The organism is Aeromonas sp. 2692-1 (assembly GCF_013085505.1).
Lineage (GTDB): Bacteria > Pseudomonadota > Gammaproteobacteria > Enterobacterales > Aeromonadaceae > Aeromonas > Aeromonas hydrophila.
Window position 1 is genome coordinate 3,484,910 of the sequence record NZ_CP038513.1, and the last position, 22,012, is coordinate 3,506,921.

The 22,012-nt window shown below is 61.2% G+C and carries 16 protein-coding genes and 1 other annotated feature; of the genes, 11 read left to right on the top strand and 5 right to left on the bottom strand.

Annotation, left to right across the window (positions count from 1 at the left end; genetic code table 11):
* Positions 1-48: 48 nt before the first annotated feature.
* The 3 genes from tsaB to E5E97_RS16455 form a co-directional block, all read right to left on the bottom strand.
* Entirely contained in the window at positions 49-750 is a 702-nt protein-coding gene (gene tsaB, locus E5E97_RS16445; protein WP_162901933.1) for a tRNA (adenosine(37)-N6)-threonylcarbamoyltransferase complex dimerization subunit type 1 TsaB, read from the bottom strand.
* Between the two features lie 108 nt (positions 751-858).
* On the bottom strand, positions 859-2,781 hold the full coding sequence (locus E5E97_RS16450) for an ATP-dependent DNA helicase (RefSeq protein ID WP_024945368.1): 1,923 nt from the start codon (positions 2,779-2,781) through the stop codon (positions 859-861).
* A 67-nt stretch (positions 2,782-2,848) separates the two neighbouring features.
* Positions 2,849-3,091, bottom strand: a complete 243-nt coding sequence (locus E5E97_RS16455) for a hypothetical protein (RefSeq protein WP_011706055.1) — start codon at positions 3,089-3,091, stop codon at positions 2,849-2,851.
* A gap of 186 nt (positions 3,092-3,277) precedes the next feature.
* Positions 3,278-3,402, top strand: a sequence feature (His leader region).
* 28 nt (positions 3,403-3,430) lie between these two features.
* Between E5E97_RS16455 and hisG the strand changes: the two genes are divergently transcribed.
* The 11 genes from hisG to hisIE all read left to right on the top strand — a co-directional run bounded on the left by hisG (position 3,431) and on the right by hisIE (position 18,253).
* The gene (gene hisG, locus E5E97_RS16460; RefSeq protein ID WP_011706053.1) at positions 3,431-4,327 is read left to right on the top strand and encodes an ATP phosphoribosyltransferase; all 897 of its coding nucleotides are present in this window, start codon (positions 3,431-3,433) and stop codon (positions 4,325-4,327) included.
* 12 nt (positions 4,328-4,339) lie between these two features.
* Positions 4,340-5,665: a histidinol dehydrogenase gene (gene hisD, locus E5E97_RS16465; protein ID WP_171280574.1), complete on the top strand. Its 1,326-nt coding sequence runs from the start codon at positions 4,340-4,342 to the stop codon at positions 5,663-5,665.
* Positions 5,662-6,732, top strand: coding sequence for a histidinol-phosphate transaminase (gene hisC / locus E5E97_RS16470; protein ID WP_118881201.1), 1,071 nt, complete (start codon positions 5,662-5,664; stop codon positions 6,730-6,732). Before hisD ends, hisC begins: the two co-directional genes overlap by 4 nt.
* Positions 6,733-6,747: 15 nt before the next feature.
* Positions 6,748-7,899: a bifunctional histidinol-phosphatase/imidazoleglycerol-phosphate dehydratase HisB gene (gene hisB / locus E5E97_RS16475; protein WP_118881200.1), complete on the top strand. Its 1,152-nt coding sequence runs from the start codon at positions 6,748-6,750 to the stop codon at positions 7,897-7,899.
* Positions 7,899-8,534 carry an imidazole glycerol phosphate synthase subunit HisH gene (gene hisH / locus E5E97_RS16480; protein ID WP_118881199.1) on the top strand — a complete coding sequence of 212 codons (636 nt, stop codon included), beginning with the start codon at positions 7,899-7,901 and terminating at the stop codon, positions 8,532-8,534. Before hisB ends, hisH begins: the two co-directional genes overlap by 1 nt.
* A gap of 5 nt (positions 8,535-8,539) precedes the next feature.
* Complete coding sequence (hisA, locus tag E5E97_RS16485; protein WP_171280575.1) at positions 8,540-9,283, top strand: 1-(5-phosphoribosyl)-5-[(5-phosphoribosylamino)methylideneamino]imidazole-4-carboxamide isomerase; 744 nt, start codon at positions 8,540-8,542, stop codon at positions 9,281-9,283.
* 165 nt (positions 9,284-9,448) lie between these two features.
* Positions 9,449-10,558, top strand: coding sequence for a two-component system response regulator (locus E5E97_RS16490; RefSeq protein ID WP_118881197.1), 1,110 nt, complete (start codon positions 9,449-9,451; stop codon positions 10,556-10,558).
* Positions 10,551-12,704 (top strand): PAS domain-containing protein, encoded by a 2,154-nt coding sequence (locus tag E5E97_RS16495; protein ID WP_171280576.1) that lies wholly within the window; start codon positions 10,551-10,553, stop codon positions 12,702-12,704. The genes E5E97_RS16490 and E5E97_RS16495 overlap by 8 nt, the downstream gene beginning before the upstream one ends.
* Complete coding sequence (locus E5E97_RS16500) at positions 12,701-16,672, top strand: PAS domain S-box protein (protein ID WP_171280577.1); 3,972 nt, start codon at positions 12,701-12,703, stop codon at positions 16,670-16,672. Before E5E97_RS16495 ends, E5E97_RS16500 begins: the two co-directional genes overlap by 4 nt.
* A 179-nt stretch (positions 16,673-16,851) precedes the next feature.
* Positions 16,852-17,625, top strand: a complete 774-nt coding sequence (gene hisF / locus E5E97_RS16505; RefSeq protein ID WP_139390465.1) for an imidazole glycerol phosphate synthase subunit HisF — start codon at positions 16,852-16,854, stop codon at positions 17,623-17,625.
* A complete protein-coding gene (gene hisIE, locus E5E97_RS16510; protein ID WP_171280578.1) occupies positions 17,618-18,253 on the top strand; it encodes a bifunctional phosphoribosyl-AMP cyclohydrolase/phosphoribosyl-ATP diphosphatase HisIE in 636 nt (211 codons plus the stop codon). The genes hisF and hisIE overlap by 8 nt, the downstream gene beginning before the upstream one ends.
* A gap of 33 nt (positions 18,254-18,286) precedes the next feature.
* Here the strand turns inward: hisIE and E5E97_RS16515 are convergent, their stop codons facing one another.
* Together E5E97_RS16515 and E5E97_RS16520 are read right to left on the bottom strand one after the other, a co-directional pair.
* Positions 18,287-19,753, bottom strand: a complete 1,467-nt coding sequence (locus E5E97_RS16515; RefSeq protein ID WP_171280579.1) for a P-loop NTPase fold protein — start codon at positions 19,751-19,753, stop codon at positions 18,287-18,289.
* Positions 19,754-19,893: 140 nt separating this feature from the next.
* Positions 19,894-21,516 carry an acyl-CoA synthetase gene (locus E5E97_RS16520; RefSeq protein WP_171280580.1) on the bottom strand — a complete coding sequence of 541 codons (1,623 nt, stop codon included), beginning with the start codon at positions 21,514-21,516 and terminating at the stop codon, positions 19,894-19,896.
* Between the last annotated feature and the right edge of the window lie 496 nt (positions 21,517-22,012).

Consider the following 22,012-nt stretch of genomic DNA (forward strand, 5'->3'; position numbering starts at 1 on the left):
TGGGGCATGTTCCCATCGGCGTAAGCGACATGCCTGCCACTCCCACCCTTATTCGCGGCCCGGCAGCTTCTTCCAGGTCACCTTGTCACGCAAATAGACCGGGGTCGCCTGCTCCACCGCCACCGCCTCGCCCGCCAGCCAGGCGCTGCGCGCCAGCGGCAGCATGTCCAGCGCCGCCGGGAAGCGTACCTGACTCACCGCCAGCTCATCGGCAAGGCCACTTAAAATTTCGCCATAGGTTTCAAAACCGGTACCAACGCAGGTCACCCGACCCGCCAGCTTGCCACGGGCGTCAACCAGTGCCGCCGGGTCGCTCACCACCTCGTCGCCCACCAGCTGCATGCGGCCATCGACCAGCTCATAGCGGCCGAAATAGACCTCGTTCATCCGCGCATCGATAGCGGTCAGCACCTGTTCGGCACCATCCAGACGATGGGCACCTTGCGCCATGGCGGCCAGGGTGGAGATGCCGATCAGCGGCACGCCGGCCCCAAATGCCAGACCCTGCGCCACACCGATGCCGATGCGCACCCCGGTAAAGGAGCCGGGACCACGGCCAAAGGCGATGGCATCGAGCTCATCCAAGGTTATCCCGGCTTCGTCCAACACAGCCTGAACCATGGGCAGGATCTTGCGGGTGTGATCCCTCGGTGCCTCCTCCCAGCGGGAGAACACCTGCTCCCCCACCAGCAAGGCGGCGGAGCAGGCTTCGGTGGCGGTATCAACGGCCAGGATCTTCAACTCGTTCATGCTTTCCAATCTCTATAAAATCAGTCAATTACATTATCTGCAAGCAGACAGTACCAGCAGTTTTTCAAAATGTTGCAAGCTTGCCCGGCCGCACCAGCGCAAACGCGCTCACCGCCCGGCGAGCGCCTGCTGCTCGAAGAAATTTCCCAGCATCGCCAGCTCCCGGGTCCGTGGAATGGCGGGCAGACTCTTGATGAAGGTGGCGCCGTAGGGCTTGTTGACCATGCGGGGATCACAGATGACCAGTACTCCGTGATCGCCGCGATCACGGATGAGCCGCCCCACCCCCTGTTTCAAGGCGATCACCGCCTTCGGCAGCTGGATATCGGCGAAGGGATCACCGCCCCTGAGCTTGCAGTCATCCACTCGCGCTTTAAGCTGCGGATCATCGGGGCTGGCAAACGGCAGCTTGTCGATGATAACACAGGAGAGCGCCGCCCCCCGCACGTCGATCCCCTCCCAGAAGCTGCTGGTCGCCACCAGCACGGCGCGGCCATTCTCGACGAACTCCTTGAGCAATCGCTGCTTGTTGTCCTCCCCCTGCAGCAGGACGGTACGGCCGATCTCCCGGCGCAGCACCTCGGCCACCTGGCGCATCACCTGATGGCTGGTACAGAGAAAGAAACAGCCCCCCGGCGTCTTGTTGATGAGCGGGATCATCAGATTGGCCAGCTGCTCACCACGGCCAAAGGCATTGGGCTCGGGCAGAAAGCGCGGCACGCACAGCCGCGCCTGCTCGCCATAGTCGAACGGGCTGTCGAGAATAAGCTCGGCGCTGCCGGCCAGCCCCAGCTCGGCTTTGAAGTGATCAAAGCGCATGTCCACCGTCAGGGTGGCCGAGGTAAACACCCAGGCGACCTCGGGACGCAGCACCTCGGCGCCAAAGCGCTCGGCCACCGACAGCGGTGTCAGGTTAAGGGTAAAGTGCAGCCGCGAGCAGTCGTACCAGTAGGAGAAACCGGTCTGGTTGATGGCCAATACCTCTCCCAAGCGGGTGCGCAGCTCACTGATCCGCTCGAAACAGTGATCCAGCTGCTCGCCGCGCCCGAGCGCCAGCTTCAACACTTCATAACAGAGTCCGAGGGCATCGTTGAGGCGGGCCAGCGCCTGGCCCCAGAGCGGCTGGCGCAGCATGTCGCGGGTGTTGCCGCGCCCACCGTCCACCCCGAAGGCGAGCCGCAGATCCTGGCTGGCGATGGCGAGCCGGTCGGCCGCCTTGCCGAGCTGGGCCATGTCGTGGGCCTCGGCCCGATAGGCGAGCTGGATATCCTGCGCCAGATCCAGGATGGTGCGGCTGCCCACCGATTTGCCGAAGTAGTTGGTGGCGATCTCGGGCAACTGATGGGCTTCGTCAAACACGTAGACCTGCGCTTCGGGCACCAACTCGCCAAATCCGGTGTCTTTGACCGCCATGTCGGCGAAGAAGAGGTGGTGGTTGATCACCACCACCTGGGCATCCATGGCACGGCGGCGAGCCACCACCAGATGGCAGTCGTCGTAATAGGGGCAGTCGCGACCGAGGCAATTTTCATTGGTGCTGGTGACGTGCGCGAGGATCTCGGCATTCTCTTGCAGCCCCGGAATATCCCCCACGTCGCCGTTGTCGGTGGCGGTGGACCAGGACTTCACCTTGACCAGATCATTGAGCACTTCCGGTTTTTGCAGGTGGGATTCGCTGAGCAGCCGGTTCATCCGCTCGATGCACAGATAGTTGCTGCGCCCCTTGAGCAGGGCCACCGGCGGGGTGTAGGAGAGCGCCCCCGTGATGGTGGGGAGATCCCGGTAGAAAAGTTGCTCCTGCAAGTTCTTGGAGCCGGTGCTGATCACCACCCGTTTGCCGGATTCCAGCGCAGGCACCAGGTAGGCGTAGGTCTTGCCGGTACCGGTGCCCGCCTCCACCAGCAAGCGACCATGCTCCTTGATGGCACGCGCCACCGCCTCGGCCATCTCCAGTTGCGGGGCACGGGCTTTGAAGCCGTCGATATGGCTGGCCAGAGGGCCGTCTGGCTTGAACAGGGTCTGGATGGTCAAAAGGGCGTCCCGCAGCAAAAGGGGGCATTATGCCAAAAGTGTGGCAAAAGCGGGACTGATTCTGCGCCTAGACGAAGAGATCGATCTGGTGATCGGGATCCGGCTTGTGATCGTCCTCTTCAGGTGCTGGCTGATCACGCTTGGCCGATGGATAAGGTTGCTGGCGCTGCTGGGAGTCACCGTTGTCGGTACTGGTCTTGCGCAGCTGATGCTTCTGGCTGATCTGGGTCACTTCCCGCTTGATGTCGTCACTGCTCGGGGCAGCCGGTGCCCGGGGCAGAATGGGGAATAACAGGTCCTGGCTGGGCATGATGTCGCCTCCTCTGGCTCACCTTGTCTAGTTATCGACCAGAAAACCGTTTTCTCAACTTTAATCGACCAAATCACATTTTCCGGTTGCTTTTTCCGTCAAGGCAGGTAGTTTAAATCGGGCGTCAACTACGACATCTTATTTGTAAAGGATTAATTACATGCAGTTCACCAGCCTGAAGACTCATCACCACCATCATCATCCCGAATAGTCTTTCAGGAGGTTGACTGCTGGAAGACACTTAACTGGTGACTTCCAAAAGGACCGCAAGATTCATAAGCCCTCGGAAGCACTGACTTCCGAGGGCTTTTTCGTTTTTGACTAGAAGGAAATCGAGCAATGGAAACACAACGTCTGCGCATCGCCATGCAAAAATCCGGTCGTCTGAGCCAGGACTCCCAGGCCTTGTTCAAGAGCTGCGGCCTCAAGATCAACCTGCGCGAACAGCGCCTCATCGCCCATGTCGAGAACATGCCCATCGACATCCTGCGGGTGCGCGATGACGACATCCCGGGACTGGTGATGGAAGGGGTGGTCGACCTTGGCATCATCGGCGAGAACGTGCTGGAAGAGGTGCAGCTCATCCGCGCCTCCCAGGGCCAGCCCTTTGCGGTCAAAACCCTCAAGCAGCTCGACTTCGGCGGCTGCCGCCTCTCCCTGGCGGTACCGGACGACGTCACCTACACCGGGCCACAGAGCCTCGCCGGCAAGCGCATCGCCACCTCCTACCCGGGGCTGCTCAAGCGTTTCTTCGATGAAAAAGGGCTTAGCTTCAAGAGCGTGATGCTGGGCGGTTCGGTGGAAGTGGCGCCGCGCGCGGGCCTGGCCGATGCCATCTGCGATCTGGTCTCCACCGGCGCCACCCTGGAGGCCAACGGCCTCAAAGAAGTGGAAGTGATCTACCGCTCCAAGGCAGTACTGGTGCAGGCCCCCAACCCCTTGTCCGATGCCAAGCAGAAGATCATCGACACCCTGCTGCCCCGCATTCAGGGGATGCAGCAGGCGCGCGAGAGCAAGTACATCATGCTCCACGCGCCCAAGGACAAGCTCGATGCCATCACCGATCTGCTGCCGGGCGCCGAGCGTCCCACCATCATGCAGCTGGCGGGCGAGACCAACCAGGTGGCGCTGCACGTCGTCTCCAGCGAGACCCTGTTCTGGGAGACCATGGAACAGCTCAAGGCGCTGGGTGCCAGCTCCATTCTGGTGCTGCCCATCGAAAAAATGATGGAATAAGGAAGGGACATCATGCAGACCCTGATCTGGAAGACCCTCTCCCCCGCCCAGCAGGCCGACGTACTGACCCGGCCGGCCCTGAGTGACGAAGCCGACATCGGCGCCGTGGTGCGGGAGATCATCGCTGCGGTGCGCAGCCGGGGCGACGAGGCCCTGCGCGAGCTGAGCCAGCGCTTCGAGCGCGCCCCGCGCCAGCAACTGCAAGTGAGCGACGCCGAAATCGAGGCCGCCTGCGCCCGCTTGGGTGACGACATCAAGGGCGCCATCGAGGCGGCCATTGCCAACATTCGCACCTTCCACGCAGCCCAAGTGCAGCCGGTGGTGCGGGTGGAGACCCAGCCCGGGGTGGTGTGCGAGCTGCGCACCCAGCCCATCAGCCGGGTCGGCCTCTATGTGCCGGGGGGCAGCGCGCCACTCCCCTCTACTGTGATGATGCTGGCCATTCCGGCCCGCTTGGCCGGTTGCCGTGAAGTGGTGCTCTGCACCCCGTCCCCGGCCAGCGACGAGATCCTGTTCGCCGCCCGCGCCTGCGGGGTCGAGAAGGTGTTCGCCATCGGCGGCGCCCAGGCCATCGCCGCCATGGCCTACGGCACACAGAGCATCCCCAAGGTGGACAAGATCTTCGGCCCGGGCAACGCCTATGTGACCGAAGCCAAGGGGCAGGTGTCGCGCGACTGGCGCGGCGCCGCCATCGACATGCCGGCCGGCCCCTCCGAGGTGCTGGTGATCGCCGACGAGAGCGCCAACCCTGCCTTCGTGGCGGCGGATCTGCTCTCCCAGGCCGAACACGGCCCCGACAGCCAGGTGGTGCTGGTAACCACCTCGCCGCTGCTGGCCGACGCCATCAACGGCGAGATCAAGCGCCAGTTGGCCAAGCTGACTCGGCGCGATATCGCCGCCCAGGCGCTCGGCAGCAGTCTGGTGATCCTCTGCGACGATCTGGCAGAAGCCTGCGCCATCTCCAACGCCTACGCGCCGGAGCACCTGATCGTGCAGACCCGCGCTCCCCGTGATCTACTGGATCAGCTTGAGAATGCCGGCTCCATCTTCCTCGGGGCATGGACACCCGAGTCGGTCGGCGATTACGCCAGCGGCACCAACCACACCCTGCCCACCTACGGTTATGCCCGCACCTGCTCCAGCCTGGGCCTCGCCGATTATCAGCGCCGCTACACGGTGCAGGAGCTGAGCGAGCGCGGCATTCAGGGCCTTGGTCCCATCGTCGAGCGCATCGCCCAGGCCGAGGGGCTTGATGGCCACAAGAATGCCGTCACCCTCAGGTTGAACGCCCTGGCCGCCACGTCCCAACCAACAGCACAGCAGAAGGATTTGTCATGAGCATTGCCAACCTGGCGCGCCGCGTGGTGCGGGCCCTCACCCCCTATCAATCCGCTCGCCGCATCGGCGGCAAGGGCCACGTCTGGCTCAACGCCAACGAGGCGCCGCTGGCCTATCCCTTCATCATCGAGGGCAGCCGTCTCAACCGCTACCCCGAGTGCCAGCCGGCCGAGGTGGTGAATGGCTATGCCGCCTACGCCGGAGTCAACCCCGATCAGGTGCTGGTGAGCCGCGGTGCCGACGAGGCCATCGAGCTCTTGATCCGCACCTTCTGCGAAGCGGGTGAAGATCAGATCCTGATCTGCCCGCCCACTTACGGCATGTACGCCATCAGCGCCGAGACCTGCGGTGTCGGTATCGTCGAGCAGCCGCTCACCGCCAGCCGCCAGCCTGACTGGCCCGCCATTGCCGATCGCCTTTCCGACGTGAAGCTGGTGTTCCTCTGCTCCCCCAACAATCCCACCGGAGATCTGGTGGGCCGCGATGGTCTCATCGCACTGCTGGAGAAAGCCCGGGATCGCGCCATCGTGGTGGTGGACGAGGCCTATATCGAGTTCTGCCCCGAGGCGTCCGTGGTGGACCTGCTGGCCCGCTTCCCCAATCTGGTGGTGACCCGCACCCTCTCCAAGGCCTTTGCCCTGGCGGGGATCCGCTGCGGCTTTACCTTAGGCCACCCCGAGGTGATCGCCATGCTGGCCAAGGTGATCGCCCCCTATCCCATCCCCGAGCCCATCGCCCAGATCGCGGCGCAGGCCCTCTCCCCCATGGGACTGGAGCTGATGGGCGAGCGAGTGGTGGAGCTCAACAAGCAAAAAGCCGCCTTCAAGGCCGCGCTGGCAACCCTGCCCTGCGTGAAGGAGGTGTTCGAGGACAAGGGCAACTTCGTGCTGGTGCGCTTTGTGGATGGCGCCGCTGTCTTTGCCGCCATGAAGGCCGCCGGCATCATACTGCGGGATTTTTCCAGCAAGCCGGGCCTGGACAACAGCATTCGCGTCACCATCGGCTATCAGGGCGAGATGGACGCCGTGCTGGCGGTATTGCGTGACCTGCCCTCTCCCTCTTTTTAAGACAAGGATGTAGCGATGAAGACCCCGTTTTTGTTTATCGACCGCGACGGCACCCTGATTGAAGAGCCGGTGACCGACAAGCAGGTGGACAGCCTCGCCAAGCTGCGCTTCGAGCCCATGGTCATTCCAGTGCTGCGCGAATTGCAGGCCGCCGGCTACGTGCTGGTGATGGTGACCAACCAGGACGGGCTGGGTACCGCCAGCCTGCCGCTGGAGAACTTCCAGCCCCCCCACGACCTGATGATGCACCTGTTCGAATCACAAGGGGTGAACTGGGAGCAGGTGCTGATCTGCCCGCACTTTCCCACCGATGGCTGCAGCTGCCGCAAGCCCCACCTCGGGTTGGTGAAGGAATATCTCGCCTCCGGTCGCATCGACTTTGCCAACTCCTTTGTGATTGGTGACAGACAGACCGATCTGCAACTGGCCGACAACATGAGCATTCGCGGGATCCGCTACCACCCGCAAGATCACGACTGGCTCGCCATCCGTGATCAGCTGCTGTCCAAGGGACGCGTGGCCGAGGTGGAGCGTTACACCAAGGAGACCCGCATTCAGGTGGCGGTGGATTTAGACAAGAGCGGCGGCAACCAGATCGCCACCGGTATCGGCTTCTTTGATCACATGCTGGATCAGATAGCGACCCACGCAGGTTTTCGGCTCAAGCTCAAAGTGAGCGGCGATCTGCACATCGACGATCACCACACGGTGGAAGACGTCGGGCTGGCTCTGGGTCAGGCGCTGCGCCAGGCCCTTGGCAACAAGCGCGGCATCGGCCGCTTCGGCTTCGTGCTGGCGATGGACGAGGTGCAGGCGGTGATCGACGGTCGCCCCCGCCTGGTTGACGGCGCCAATGACAGTGCCCAGGCCCCCTCGTTGACCGAGCTGGACGTGGCCACCGCGCTCGACTTGAGCGGCCGCCCCTACTTCGTGTTCGACTGCCCGAGCGGTTTTGGCCGCGACAGCGTGGGCGAGATGGCCACCGAGATGGTGCCCCACTTCTTCCGCTCCCTCTCGGACGCCATGGCCATCACCTTGCAGATGAAGGTGGGCAGCGGCAACACCCACCATCAGGTGGAGGCGCTGTTCAAGGGCTTTGGCCGCGCCCTGCGCCAGGCCATTCGGGTGGAAGGGAGCGAGCTTCCCTCCAGCAAGGGAGTGCTGTGATGACGAAACAGAACTTGGTCATCATCGACACCGGCTGCGCGAACCTCGCCTCGGTGCGCATGGCATTCGAGCGCCTCGGCGTGCAGCCGCGGGTCTCCCGCGAAGCTGCCGACATCGAGCGGGCGGACAAGCTGATCCTGCCCGGCGTCGGCACCGCGGTGGCCGCCATGAAGAATCTCAACGAACGGGGGCTGGTGCCACTCATTCGCGCCGCCAAGCAGCCGCTGCTCGGTTTTTGCCTCGGCATGCAGATGCTGGCGGAGGCGTCCGAAGAGAGCATGGCTGCCGATGGCAAGACCCATGCCTTGATCGATTGTCTTGGCATAGTACCGGGCAGGATCAAGCTGATGGAGGTGGGCAACCTGCGCCTACCCCACATGGGCTGGAACCAGATTGAGCACGACGAGACCCATCCTCTGCTCAAGGGGATCCCGAGCGGCAGCTACTTCTACTTCGTACACTCCTATGCGCTGGAGGTAACCGAAGCGACGCTGGCGACCTGTGACTACGGCAAGCCTTTCACCGCCATCGTGGGCGGGGTTGCAGAGCGCAGCAATTTCTTTGGCGCCCAATTCCACCCGGAGCGCTCCGGCGCGGCCGGTGCCCGCCTACTGCAAAACTTTTTGGAGCTGTAACAAGGATGATTATTCCAGCCATTGATCTGATTAACGGCCAAGTCGTGAGGCTCTATCAGGGCGACTACGCTCAGAAGACCGCCTACAGCGACAGCCCGCAGGCCCGCTTCGACGAATATGTCTCCCAGGGGGCGGTGCAACTGCACCTAGTGGACCTTGATGGTGCCAAGGATGCCAAGGCGCGCCAGCTCCCCCTCATCGCCCAGCTGCTGTCGGCCACCGAAGCACCGGTGCAGGTGGGGGGCGGCGTGCGCAGCGAGCAGGATGTGGCAGACCTCTTGGCCGCTGGCGTCAGCCGGGTGGTGATCGGCTCCACCGCCGTCAAATCGCCGGATCTGGTGGCCAGCTGGATGGAAAAATACGGCCCCGAGCGCATCGTGCTGGCGCTGGACGTCAACATTGATGCCCAGGGCAATCGCCATATCGCGGTGGCCGGCTGGCAGGAGAACAGCGGGGTGACCATCGAAGCATTGATCGAGCGCTTCCTCCCTGCCGGTCTCAAGCACGTGCTCTGCACCGACATCAGCCGTGACGGCACCCTCTCAGGCACCAACGTCGAACTCTACCGGGATCTCTGCGCCCGTTATCCGAGCGTCGGTTTTCAGGCCTCTGGCGGCATTGGCGGCATCGAAGACATCGAGGCGCTCAAGGGCTCAGGGGTCAAGGGGATCATCCTCGGCCGCGCCCTGCTGGAGGGCAAGTTCTCGGTAGGGGATGCCATCGCCTGCTGGGGGAATGGCAGCCTGTAAGCAAGCCGCAGCGTCGCCATCAGGACGTCGATTGAGAGAGAGGCTCCCTGCCGGGCCGTCCGGCCGGAAGCCTCTTCATCAAGGGGTAAATCGAGGTAAGTCCTTATTACTTGGTAACAATTGACTCTATACTCGAATTCACTGAGACAACGTCACGGAGGATCTATGTTTACATCTCACTCCGCCACCATCCTGATTGTCGATGACTCACCCGAAAATCTGATGGTGCTGACCGACCTGCTCTCTCCCACCTATCGGGTGCTCGCCGCCCAGAGCGGGGAGAAGTGTCTGCGGATCGCCACTGGCAAGACAATCCCGGATCTCATCCTGCTGGATGTGATGATGCCTGGCATGGACGGCTATGAGGTGCTCAAACAGCTGCGTATTACCCCTGTAACCAGTCGAATCCCTGTGGTGCTGCTCACCGCCCTCGCCGACCCCCAGAGCGAGGAGTACGGCCTGTCGCTGGGAGCCGCCGACTACATTACCAAACCCATCAAACCGGCCATCGTCCAGGCGCGGGTGCGCACCCAACTGGAGGCCAAACAGGCCCGCGACGGCCTGCAGCATCAGAACGCGGCGCTGGAGGCCGAGGTGGCACGCCGGATGACCGAGAACGACCTCATCCAGCAAGTCTCCATCCGGGCGCTCGCCCATCTGGCGGAGATCCGCGACCCCGAGACCGGCAATCACATCTTGCGCACCCAGGGTTATGTCAGGCAACTGGCCTGTGCGCTGGCCAGTCATCCCCGTTTTACCGACACCCTGACCCCCCGCTACATCGATCTGCTGAGCCGCTCGGCGCCGCTGCACGACATCGGCAAGGTGGGCATTCCGGATCAGATCCTGCTCAAGCCGGACAAGCTGACCCCGGCGGAGTGGCAGATCATGCGCACCCACGCCAAGCTCGGCAGCGACGCCATCGAAGAGGCCGAACGGGATATCGAGCAGCCACTGGTGTTTCTCACCCTGGCCAAGGAGATAGCCCACTGGCACCACGAAAAGTGGGATGGCAGCGGCTATCCCGACGGCCTGCAAGGGGACGCCATCCCGCTCTCGGCCCGCCTGATGGCACTGGCGGACGTGTTCGATGCGCTGATCAATGTGCGGGTTTACAAGGCGGCCATGCCCTATGAGGAGGCCCGCGCCCTGATCCTCTCCGGCAGCGGCCAGCATTTCGACCCGGATGTGGTGACGGCGTTTGACAACCATTTCGAGCAGTTCGTCGCCATCGCCGAGCGCTACCAGGATGACAATGAGGCCAGACATGGCTGAGCAGCCTTCGTTGACCCGGGCCCATGTGCTCAACGTCGTGCTCACCTATGCCGCGGTGGCGAGCCTGTGGATCCTGCTCTCCGACAAGGCGGTGGAGTGGCTGTTCAGCACCCCGGCCCAGTTCGCGCTGGCCAGCACCATCAAGGGGTGGCTGTTCATCCTCATCACCGCCACCATGCTCTATACCATGCTGCGCCGGCGCATCGACCAGCCGACGGTGACCACTTCCCCTACCCGGCGCCAGCTGTTGCCGTTCGTGCTGCTCAACGGCCTGATCCTGACCCTGACCGCCATGGCCATCGCCCAGAACATCAACCTGACCCAGGACAAGGAGGCAGCCCGGCTCGAGACCATTGCCGATCTCAAGAGCAAGCGCATCACCGAATGGCTCAGCGCCCGGGAATTTGACGCCCACATTCTGTTTGAAAATCCGCTGTACGCGGCCCTCTATCGCGAGGCCCAGGCCACCCGGGCCGGTCATGCCAACCTGATGACCAAATTGGACGAATTTATCTCCATTCGCCGCTTCAGTGCCGCCAGCGTGCTCTCGCCAGAGGGCAACCTGCTGTGGCACACCCCGGATGCCAGCGGCCTGAGCGCCCAGTTGCGCGCAGCATTGAAGGACGCAAAAAGCGGTAGCATCACCCGGGTCGGCCCCTATCTGGACGAACAGGGTCAAGCCCGCCTCGACTTTATCGCCCCACTCCCCATGGCGGGCGACAAGTCACCTTTCATCGTGCTGCAGATAAGCCGCAGTGACTGGCTCAACAACATTCTCAAATCCTGGCCGGTGCCGGACAGCAGCGGTGAGGCCCTGCTGTTTCGCCGCAGCGGCGATCAGATCCAGTTTCTCAACGATGTGCGCTATCGCCCCGGTTCGGCCCTCACCCTGCATTTGCCCGTCAGCAGCAAGGAGTTGCTGGCAGCCCAGTTCCTGCAGCAGAGTCGCAATGAAGAGGGCAAGGCGCTCTTCTTTGGCAAGGATTACCGCAACACGCCGGTATTTGGCACCGTACAGCCGGTCATGGGCACCGACTGGTATCTGCTGGCCAAGATAGACAAAGCCGAACTCACCCGGGCGCAGCTCAAAGAGAGCATCTGGATCGGGCTCATTGGCCTGCTGGTGCTGCTTATCGCCAACACCGGCATTGTACTGCTGCGCCAGCACACCCGGCTGCAGATGGCCGAGCAGGTTCGCCAGTCCCAGGCCGGCCGCCTGCAGGCGCTGCAGTTGCTCTCCGCCATCGCCGACAGCTCGGAAGATGCCATCTTCGCCAAGGACAGAGAGGGCAAATACATTCTGTTCAACCGCGCCGCCAGCCAGTTTGTCGGCAAATCCGCCAGCGAGATGCTGGGTCAGGACGACATGGCCATCTTTCCCCCCGATCAGGCCCGCATGCTGATGGCGCTGGGTGAACAGGTGATCGCCAACAACCGGGTACAGACCCAGGAGGAGTACCTGACCCTGCCAGGCGGCGAGCGGGTGTTTCTCGCCACCAAGGGGCCGCTGCAGGACAGCGATGGCCAGGTGATAGGCATCTTCGGCATCTCTCGCGACATCACGGATTTCAAGCGGGCCGAAGCGGGCCTGCGTGAGCGGGAGGGGCTGTTTCGCGCCCTGGTGGAACAGTCACTGGCCGGCATCTACATCATCCAGCAGGGCCAGCTCTGTTACATCAACCCAGGTTTTGCCCGCCTGTTCGGCTACGCCTCGACCGCTACCCTGCTCAAAATTGGCACCCTGCACGCCCTCGCCAGTCCGAAAGACAGCGCCAGGGTGGCTGAGCAGTTGCAGCGCTGCGAACAGGAAGACAGCGAGATCCACACCCGCTTCACCGCCCTGCACCACGACCACCAGAACATCGAGATGGAGCTCTATGGGCGCCGCGTCGACTATCGCGGCCAGCCTGCCGTGCTTGGCCTGCTGCTGGATGTCACCGAGCGCGAACAGGTCGAGCAGGCCCTGACCCGTCAGGCCAGCGAGCTCCGTCAGCAAAACAATGAACTGGAGCGGTTCAACAAGGTGATGGTGGACCGGGAGTTGGCCATGCTGGCCCTCAAGCACAAGATCAACGAGCTGTCGCTTCAGCTCGGGCAACAGCCTCCCTATCCGCAGGCCCCTACCCCGCCGGAGGAGTCCCTATGACGCGCTGGTCTTCACTGTGGCTCCCTCGCCCCCCCAGACAGCGCTGGGGGGTCTGCCTGCTGGCGGTGCTGCTGCCCGTGCTGATGCTGCAGATCCGGGTCCAGCTGCCCATCGCCTTTGGCGAGCGGCCGCTGCTGGTGCTGTTCATGCTGCCCATCACCGTCTGCGCCCTGCTCGGCGGCCTGCTGCCAGGCCTGCTCTGTACCCTGGTGAGCAGTCTGCTCACCACCTACTTCCTGCTCGCTCCGCTTCACGAACTGCGCATTGGATCCGGGCAGGATCTGGTGCAGTGGGGCATTCTGATCGCCAACGGCATCCTTATCAGCCTGCTCAGTGCAGCCATACACCGCTCCCGCGCCCGGGAAACCCAACGCTGGCAGGAGCTCAGCAGCATCCAGTCCCGCCTGCAACAAAGCGAAACCCGCTTCCAGGCTACCTTCGAGCAGGCCGCAGTTGGTATCGCCCTGGTCTCTCCAGAGGGCAAGTGGCTGCGGGTCAACCGGCGGTTGTGCGACATGCTGGGCTACCAGGCCGACGAGCTGATGAATATGACCTTCCAGCAGATCACCCACCCGGATGACCTCTTCATCGACCAGACCTATGTGACCCAGATGCTGGCGGGTGAGCGTCAGCACTACACCCTGGAAAAGCGTTATCTGCGCAAGAGCGGCGAGGTCCTCTGGATCACCCTGACGGTGGCGCTGGTCAAGGACCTCAAGGGAAAACCGGATTACTTCATCTCGGTCATCGAGGATCACCAGCAACGCAAGGAGACCGAAGAGGCGCTGCGTCGCAACGAGGGGATCCTGCGCGAATCCCAGCACCTGGCCAAGATTGGCAACTGGCGCTGGAACATCGCCGATGACAGCCACTTCTGGTCGCCGGAGATCTACCGTATCTATGGTCGCGATCCCTCCCTGCCCCCGGCCATCTACCCCGAGGTGAGAAAGTACTTCACCCAGGATGGCTGGCGTACCATCGCCCAGTCAGTCGAACGCTGTCTGCAAGATGGCCTGCCCTACGAGTGCGATGCCGAGGTGATCCACGAGCAGGGCGAACCCATCTGGATCATCGCCCGCGGCGCCGCCCTGCGCGCCAACGACGGCACCATCGTCGAGCTGTATGGCACCGTGCAGGACATCACCGAACGCAAGCTGGCCGAGCAGCAACTGCTGCACAACCAGCAGGTGGCCCTCGATACCCAGCGCCGTGCCAGGCTGGCGGCGCTCAACCTGATGGACGACGCCATCAGCGCCCGCATCCGCGCCGAAACCACCAGCAGCGCCCTGCGCGAGAGCGAGCAGCGGCTGCTGATGGCCCAGGAGGGTGCCCATGTCGGGATCTGGGAGTGGAACATGCAGGGCGGCCGGCTCTTCTTCTCGCCCGAATGCGCCCGCCTCTATGGCCGCAGCGCCGAACAGCTCAGCGAATTCAAGCAGTGGCACAGCTGTCTGCACCCGGACGACAAGCCCCGCCTCGACAAGTTGCTGGCCGAGTTGCCGGCAAGCGGCAAACCCATCGAGATCGAATTTCGCATCCTCTTGCCAAATGGCGATGTACGCTGGCTCAGCAGCAAGGGCAGCATCTACCGGGATGCCCAGCAGCGCCCGCTGCGCCTGCTCGGCATTCACCTCGACATCACCGAGCGCAAGCAGGCCGAGCAGCAGTTGCGCCAGCTTTCGCTCGCCCTGGAGCAGAGCCCGGATGGCGTCTTCATCACAGATACCCAGGCCCGCATCGAATATGTCAACGTCGCCTTCCTGGCTGCCAGCGGCTACCAGCAGAGCGAAGTGATAGGACAGACTCCCTCTCTGCTGCGCTCCGGCCTCACCCCCAAGGCCACCTACATCGCCCTGTGGGATGCCATCAAGCGCGGCCAGCGCTGGCACGGCGAGTTCATCAACCGGCGCAAGGACGGCTCCCACTATCAGGTGCTCGCTACCGTCTCTCCCATTCGCCAGGAGAACGGGGCCGTGACCCACTACGTGACGGTGCAGGCCGACATCACCGAGAAGAAGCAGCTCGGCGAGGAGCTCGATCAGTACCGCTACCACCTGGAGGAGATGGTCAACGAGCGCACCCTGCAGCTGGCTCAGGCCCATCAACGGGCAGAGAGTGCCAACCGCGCCAAGAGTGCCTTCCTGGCCAACATGAGCCACGAGATCCGCACCCCGATGAACGCCATTTTGGGGCTCACCTACCTGCTCAAGCGCGACACGCCGGATCACACCCAGCAGGATCGACTGGAGAAGATCGACAACGCCGCCCAGCACCTGCTCACCATCATCAACGACATCCTGGATCTCTCCAAGATCGACGCAGGCAAGATGGCGCTGGAGCAGAGCGACTTCTCCCTTACCGCCATGCTGGACAACGTCAGCGCCCTGATGAGCGAGCAGGCGCGCGCCAAGGGGCTCACCATCATAGTCGACATCGGCGATACCCCGGCCTGGGTGCACGGCGACATCACCCGCCTGCGTCAGGCGCTGCTCAACTACGCGGCCAACGCCATCAAATTCACCGAGCAGGGCTCGGTCACCCTGCGGGTCCGGTTGGATCGCCCGCTTGCCGGCGGCTATCTGCTGCGCTTCGAGGTGGAGGATACCGGCATCGGCATCAGCCCGGAGCAGAGCGAGAAGCTGTTCCAGGCTTTCGAACAAGCGGATGTCTCCACTACCCGCAAATATGGCGGCACCGGCCTTGGGCTGGCCATCACCAGCCGGCTTGCCACCCTGATGGGCGGGGAAGTCGGGGTCACCAGCGCCCTTGGCAAGGGCAGCTGTTTCTGGTTTACCGCCCGTCTCGCGGTGGGTCAGGGCGAACCGCAGCAACCGGCAGCGCTCGAACAGACGGTGCAGCAGGCCCTGTTCTTTGCCAACCACGCCAGGGTACTGCTGGTGGAGGACAACGCCATCAACCGCGAGGTGGTGCTGGAACTGCTCAACAACAGCGGCCTCGTCATCGAGACGGCGGTCAATGGCCAAGAGGCGCTGGAGCGCGTCAGCCAGCACCCGTTCGATCTCATCCTGATGGACATACAGATGCCGCTGATGGATGGCTACAGCGCCACCCGGGCCATCCGGGCCCTGCCGGGCTGGGAGCAGGTCCCCATTCTGGCGCTGACCGCCAGTGCCTTCGAAGAAGACAGAAAGGCCTGCAAATCCGCCGGCATGAACGACTTCATCGCCAAACCGGTGACCCCCACCAAGCTGTTCGAGGCGCTGCAGCAGTGGCTGCCCAGCAGCACGGCCGCAGCTCCCAGATACCAGCGGCGGACGACCGACCTGCTGACCGGTCCCCTCACCCGCCTGCAAAATCTGCCCGGGCTGGATCTGCAACAGGGGCTGGCGGCGCTGCAGGGCAACCAGAGCAAATACGTCGCCCTGCTGCGCCACTTCGCCAGCGAGCACAGCCAGGACATGCAGCAGCTGGAGAGCCATTTGCACGCTGGCGACAGGCCAGCCGCCAGCCGGCTGCTCCACACCCTGCGCGGGGTGGCCAGCACCCTCGGGCTGGTGGAACTGGCCGCCCAGAGCCAACAACTGGAACAGGAGCTGGCCAACAACAGCCAGACCCTGGCCGAGCGGATGGCCCCCATTTCCCGCCTCCTCAGCGAACTGCCAAGTCTGCTGGGGGAGGAAGACCCCAGCCCCGCCGCGAACGCCGCGCCGCTTGGCAGCCACTGGCAACAACAGCTGCTGCGCCAGATTGAGGAGTTGCTGGTGCAGAGCGACACCGCCGTGATCCCGCTGTTTGAGCAGTACGCGGCCCCTCTGCTGCTCACCCTGGGGACGCCAGGCGAGATCCTGGCTCGCCAGCTGAAAGTGTTTGATTTTGACGGTGCCCTGCTCACCCTTCGTGAGCTGCTGGCAACAGATGGCTCTCAGCCAGGCTTGAGCGGCCAGGCGCCTGCTGGCACCAGCCGGCATCAGGGCGCGAGCAAGCTGGATAAAGGGTTGAATCACTGAATAAAGTCGTGCATATAGTGGTACTCCCCCGAGTGAAGACGCCGCCCGTTTCGGGTCTCTTTTCCCGCTCAGGAACCCGCTGTTAAAGCATGCAAGCCACCTTTTTCACTCGCCGCCGGGCCCCTGGGCCCGTTGGCAACAACGTTAGTTTTAACAGTGCTTTACATGGAGCAACGAGCATGTTGTCAAAGCGTATTATCCCCTGCCTCGACGTCAAAGATGGCGTGGTGGTCAAGGGAGTGCAGTTTCGTAATCACGAGGTGATGGGCGGCATCGTCGAGCTCGCCCGCCGCTACGCCAGCGAAGGGGCCGACGAGCTGGTGTTCTACGACATCACCGCCTCGAGCGATGAGCGGGTGGTGGACAAGAGCTGGGTAAGCCGGGTGGCCGAAGTCATCGACATCCCCTTCTGCGTTGCCGGCGGCATCAAGAGCGTGGAGGATGCCCGCCAGATCCTGGAGTTCGGGGCGGACAAGGTCTCCATCAACTCGCCGGCGCTGGCCGACCCAACCCTCATCACCCGACTGGCCGAACGCTTCGGCGTGCAGTGCGTGGTGGTGGGCATCGACTCCTATTTTGATGCGCAGAGCGGTCACTATCAGGTCAAACAGTTTACCGGCGACGAGAGCCGCACCCGCACCACCGCCTGGCATACCCTGGATTGGGTGCAGGAGGCGCAAAAGCGTGGCGCCGGTGAAATCGTGCTGAACGTGATGAACCAGGATGGCATGCGCCAGGGCTATGATCTCGAGCAACTCAAGCTGGTGCGGGCCATCTGCAAGGTGCCGCTCATCGCTTCCGGCGGCGCCGGTGCCATGGAGCACTTTCGCGATGCCTTCACCCTCGCCGACGTGGATGGGGCGCTGGCTGCCTCCGTGTTCCACAAAGGCCTTATCCCCATTCCCGAACTGAAACGCTGGCTGAAAACCGAAGGAGTCGCCATCCGTGAATAATCAAGCAGTAAACAACGAGCAGTCGCTCGCCGAACGCCTGGATTGGGCAAAATGTGGCGGCATGCTCCCCGCCATCGTCCAGCATGCCGCCAGCGGCGAAGTGCTGATGCAGGGGTTCATGACCCGGGAAGCCCTGGATAAAACCCTGGCGACCCGCCAGGTCACCTTCTTCAGCCGCAGCAAGCAACGCCTCTGGACCAAGGGGGAGAGCTCGGGCCATGTGCTCCAGCTGGTCGCCATCACCACCGACTGTGATCAGGACTCCCTGCTGATCGCTGCCAACCCCGTCGGCCCCACCTGCCATCTGGGCAACCCCTCCTGCTTCGACGGCCACCCTGTGCCGCCGCTTGGCTTCCTGGCCGAGCTCGAGCAGATCCTGGCAGCACGCAAAGGCGCAGATCCGACCACCAGCTACACCGCCAGCCTCTATGCAAAGGGCACCAAGCGCATTGCCCAGAAGGTGGGTGAAGAGGGTGTCGAAGTGGCACTGGCCGCGATGGCGAAAGACAGGGAGGAGCTCATCAACGAATCCGCCGACCTGCTCTACCACCTCACAGTGCTGCTGCAAAACGAAGGGCTGGCGTTGAAGGATGTGGTACAGCGGCTTTATGAGCGCCATCAGAAATAATATTTCTGTACAGAAATGGGCGTATGCCCATTTCTATTTTAAATTGCATGCTAGCTCAACAAGATCTTGATACTCATTAATATTGAAACTCTGATTCGCCAAATAATATGCCAATAGCGCTTCTTCATGCCTAGCCTCTGAAAATGAATCAATTGAATGTTTACCCAATATTCCGCCTATCGAAATGCCTTCCTTTGCCGCAACTAATTGAGCGTTATTTTTGATGGAGTAAAAGAAACAACCTATGTACTTTGATATACTTATGTCAGCTTTTAAAAGCTCTGAACGATTGTTCTCCAAAGGAACATAAAAACTCAATTCTTTATTGAATTTAAATCTTTCGTAGAACCCAATGTTGGAGACTGGTTTAGAACTATCATTTCTAAGTGATAGTTCTAAACTAACTATCTGCCTATAGAAGTTAGGTTCATACTCTTTGGATAAAAGAAGTATGGAAAAAACCACTAAATCAAAATCATCACTAACGTTCGATATTGCAGCCATTACCTTGTCTATGTACTGCTCAATATCTCTAAGTTTAAGATTAAAAGCATCTGCGATTACGGATAATAACAATGACAATTCGCTTAATTTTTTAAATCTTGGGAAAATATGCTCACATGATGCATCATCAAGAGTCATATAGCTTTCAATGAATGACGCTTTTGATATTTCCTTTAAGGAAAATTGCCGTCTGAAAAAACGCCTTAGATAAGCAGATGCATCAAATCCTTCACCATATATTACCTTTATGGCATGTTGTAACTGCTCGGTATCCGTTGCCAAGACAAAGACCACACCGGGGATATCGAAAATATGCTTGATGGTTTCCAGCATTTCTACCGCATAGGAAGGGCGACAACGATCCAACTCATCAATCAGGATAAATGCTGGTGACTGTTTCTTTTTCTTGCCAATAATAGCCTCTACCCACTGCTTTATCTCATGCTTGAGCAACTGTACTGCTTCTGTCTTTTTGCGAGTATCTTGAAAAAGTGATTCAACCAGTTTACCCGCGTCATCAGCCGTAATGACCTCTTGGACTTCATCAATATTGATGCCAGAGATTTTTTTAAACAGAGCCTTGGTTACTATCGGCGCAGTTGCTTTTAACAATGATGCTAATTTGGTCGATAGATAGGGGGACAGCTGTCGACTACCTGCTTCTTCTTTCAACTGTTCAATTATCGACGAAATGACCGTCAATAAGGGATCATCAGAAAAGTCCTGCTGCCAGGCATCGATATAGACGGTGGGATAGTGCTGTTTCAGCTCCATATACCAGCGCTTGATAAACCAGGTCTTGCCCGCCCCCCATTCGGCATTGAGGTTCAGCACATAGTTGCGCTGCTTGCCCTCTGTCGCCAGATAATTGGTCATAAACTCGGCATAGCGAGCGCGGTCCAGCCGATCTCCTGCGAGCGTTTCTTTTACCCCTTCAATGGCTCCAGGACCACCCCATACAATGGAATTTGTCCAATCTAATTTTGCACGCGTCATAATATTTACCTGCCCCGATTATTGAGCAGGATGTTACCAGAGTGAGTCCCGAAAGAATTTGATGAACATAGAAATTTGGCGCCATATTGCTCCAGGCAAAATGGCACCAACTCAAAACGTTGGATAAGAGTGGCTAGCTCCTACCCCAGCTGCTGGCGCAGCATAAATTTCTGCACCTTGCCGGTGGAGGTTTTCGGCAGCGGGGTAAAGATGACGCGCTTGGGGGCTTTGAAGTGGGCCATCTGCTCGCGGCAAAACGCAATCAGTTCGGCCTGGGTGAGTTCGCGCCCCTCCTTGAGCTTGACGAAGGCGCAGGGCACCTCCCCCCACTTCTCGTCCGGCATGGCGATCACCGCCACCTCGTCCACATCGGGATGGCGATAGAGCACGTCCTCCACCTCCAGACTGGAGATGTTCTCCCCGCCGGAGATGATGATGTCCTTGGATCTGTCCTTGATCTCCACGTAACCGTCCGGGTGCCATACCGCCAGATCGCCGCTGCGAAACCACCCCTCCGCCATCGCCTCGGCGCTGGCGACCGGGTTCTTGAGATAGCCCTTCATCACCACATTGCCGCGCAGCACGATTTCGCCCATGGTCTTGCCGTCCCGGGGGACCGGCTCGCCGCTGACCGGGTTGATGACCCGCATCTCCCCCTGCAGGGGTGAGGCCACCCCCTGGCGTGCTTTCAGACGCGACAGCGTGGTGGCATCCTGCCCTTGCCAGCTCTGCTGCGGCTCGCACAGCACGCAGGGGCCATAGGTTTCGGTGAGGCCGTAGACGTGGGTCACGGCGATCCCCATCGCCTCCATACCGGCGATCACGGTGGCGGGGGGCGCCGCCCCTGCCGTCATCACCTTGATGGGGTGGTCGAGCCCGCGTTTGAGGGCCGGATCGGCGTTGTTGAGCATGTTGAGTACGATGGGCGCGGCGCAAAAATGGGTCACCTTGTGCTCGTGCAGCGCCTCATAGATGGCTGTCGCCTGCACATGGCGCAGGCAGACGCTCACCCCGGCCGTCGCCGCCAGCGTCCAGGGGAAGCACCAGCCGTTGCAGTGAAACATCGGCAGGGTCCAGAGATAGACGCTGTGCTTGGGCAGCTCCCAGGAGAGCACGTTGTTGACCGCATTGAGGTGGGCGCCGCGATGGTGATAGACCACCCCCTTGGGGTTGCCGGTGGTGCCGGAGGTGTAGTTGAGGGAAATCGCCTGCCACTCATCTTGCGGCAGCCAGCCGGGCTCATCCCCATTGCCCTCTGCAAGAAACGCCTCATAGTCGAGGTCGCTGACCAGCTCCCCCTCTCGGTAGAGGGGATCGTCGATGGCGATGAGGAGCGGCGCGAGTTCAATCAATGTCAGCGCCTTGCGCACCACGGCGCCAAACTCCCGGTCCACCAGCACCACCTTGCTCTGGGCATGCTGGAAGATAAAGGTCATCGACTCGGCATCGAGCCGGGTGTTGATGGTGTTGAGTACGGCGCCGCTCATGGGCACCCCGAAGTGGGCCTCGAACATGGCCGGGGTATTGGGGGCGACGATGGAGACGGTATCCCCCTCGCCGATGCCGCGGCGGCGCAGGGCCGAGGCCAGCTGGCGGCAACGCTGCTCGGTCTGGGCCCAGCTCTGGCGCAGGGGGCCGTGGATCAGCGCCGGATAGTCGGGGTAGACTCGGGCGGCCCGCCCCAGAAAGCTGATGGGGGTCAGCGCCTCATAATTGGCGGGATTTTTTTCCAGATCGCGCTGATAGATGTTCTGCTCTGTCATCGGGTTCCTTCCTCGCAGGTAGCAAAAGCGGTGCGCTCCCGGGAGCGCCGGCAACCATCCTCTGGCGTCCTGCCAGAGGGTGCTCGTATCGGGGATCACAGCCTAGCGCGAGGTGATGGCCACAGGTATTAGCAAAACGTCTTAGAGGCGCCGAGCTGGCGCCGCCAATCTGACCGAACTGCATGCTGGTGCCTGTTTTTTCAGCGACAAATATCGACTGCAAATATCTGCGGCATAAAACCCGGCAAATAATGAATATGCTGATGTTGGCATGCAAGCTGGCCATATCAGGTTGCAGGTTTATCGATATCGATATATTTATAAAAACCGCTGTCTGGATATTTATGGCATAAGCAAGCACATCGATTTATTGCCAATAAATTAATGACGGATTTCTCATTAAATATATTTTGTGACGGCTTCCATAAAGCAGGCCCGCAGCGCTGTTCATGCTTCCCCTCGGCGGGTTATGGTTTCTTGGTGAAACAATCTACCG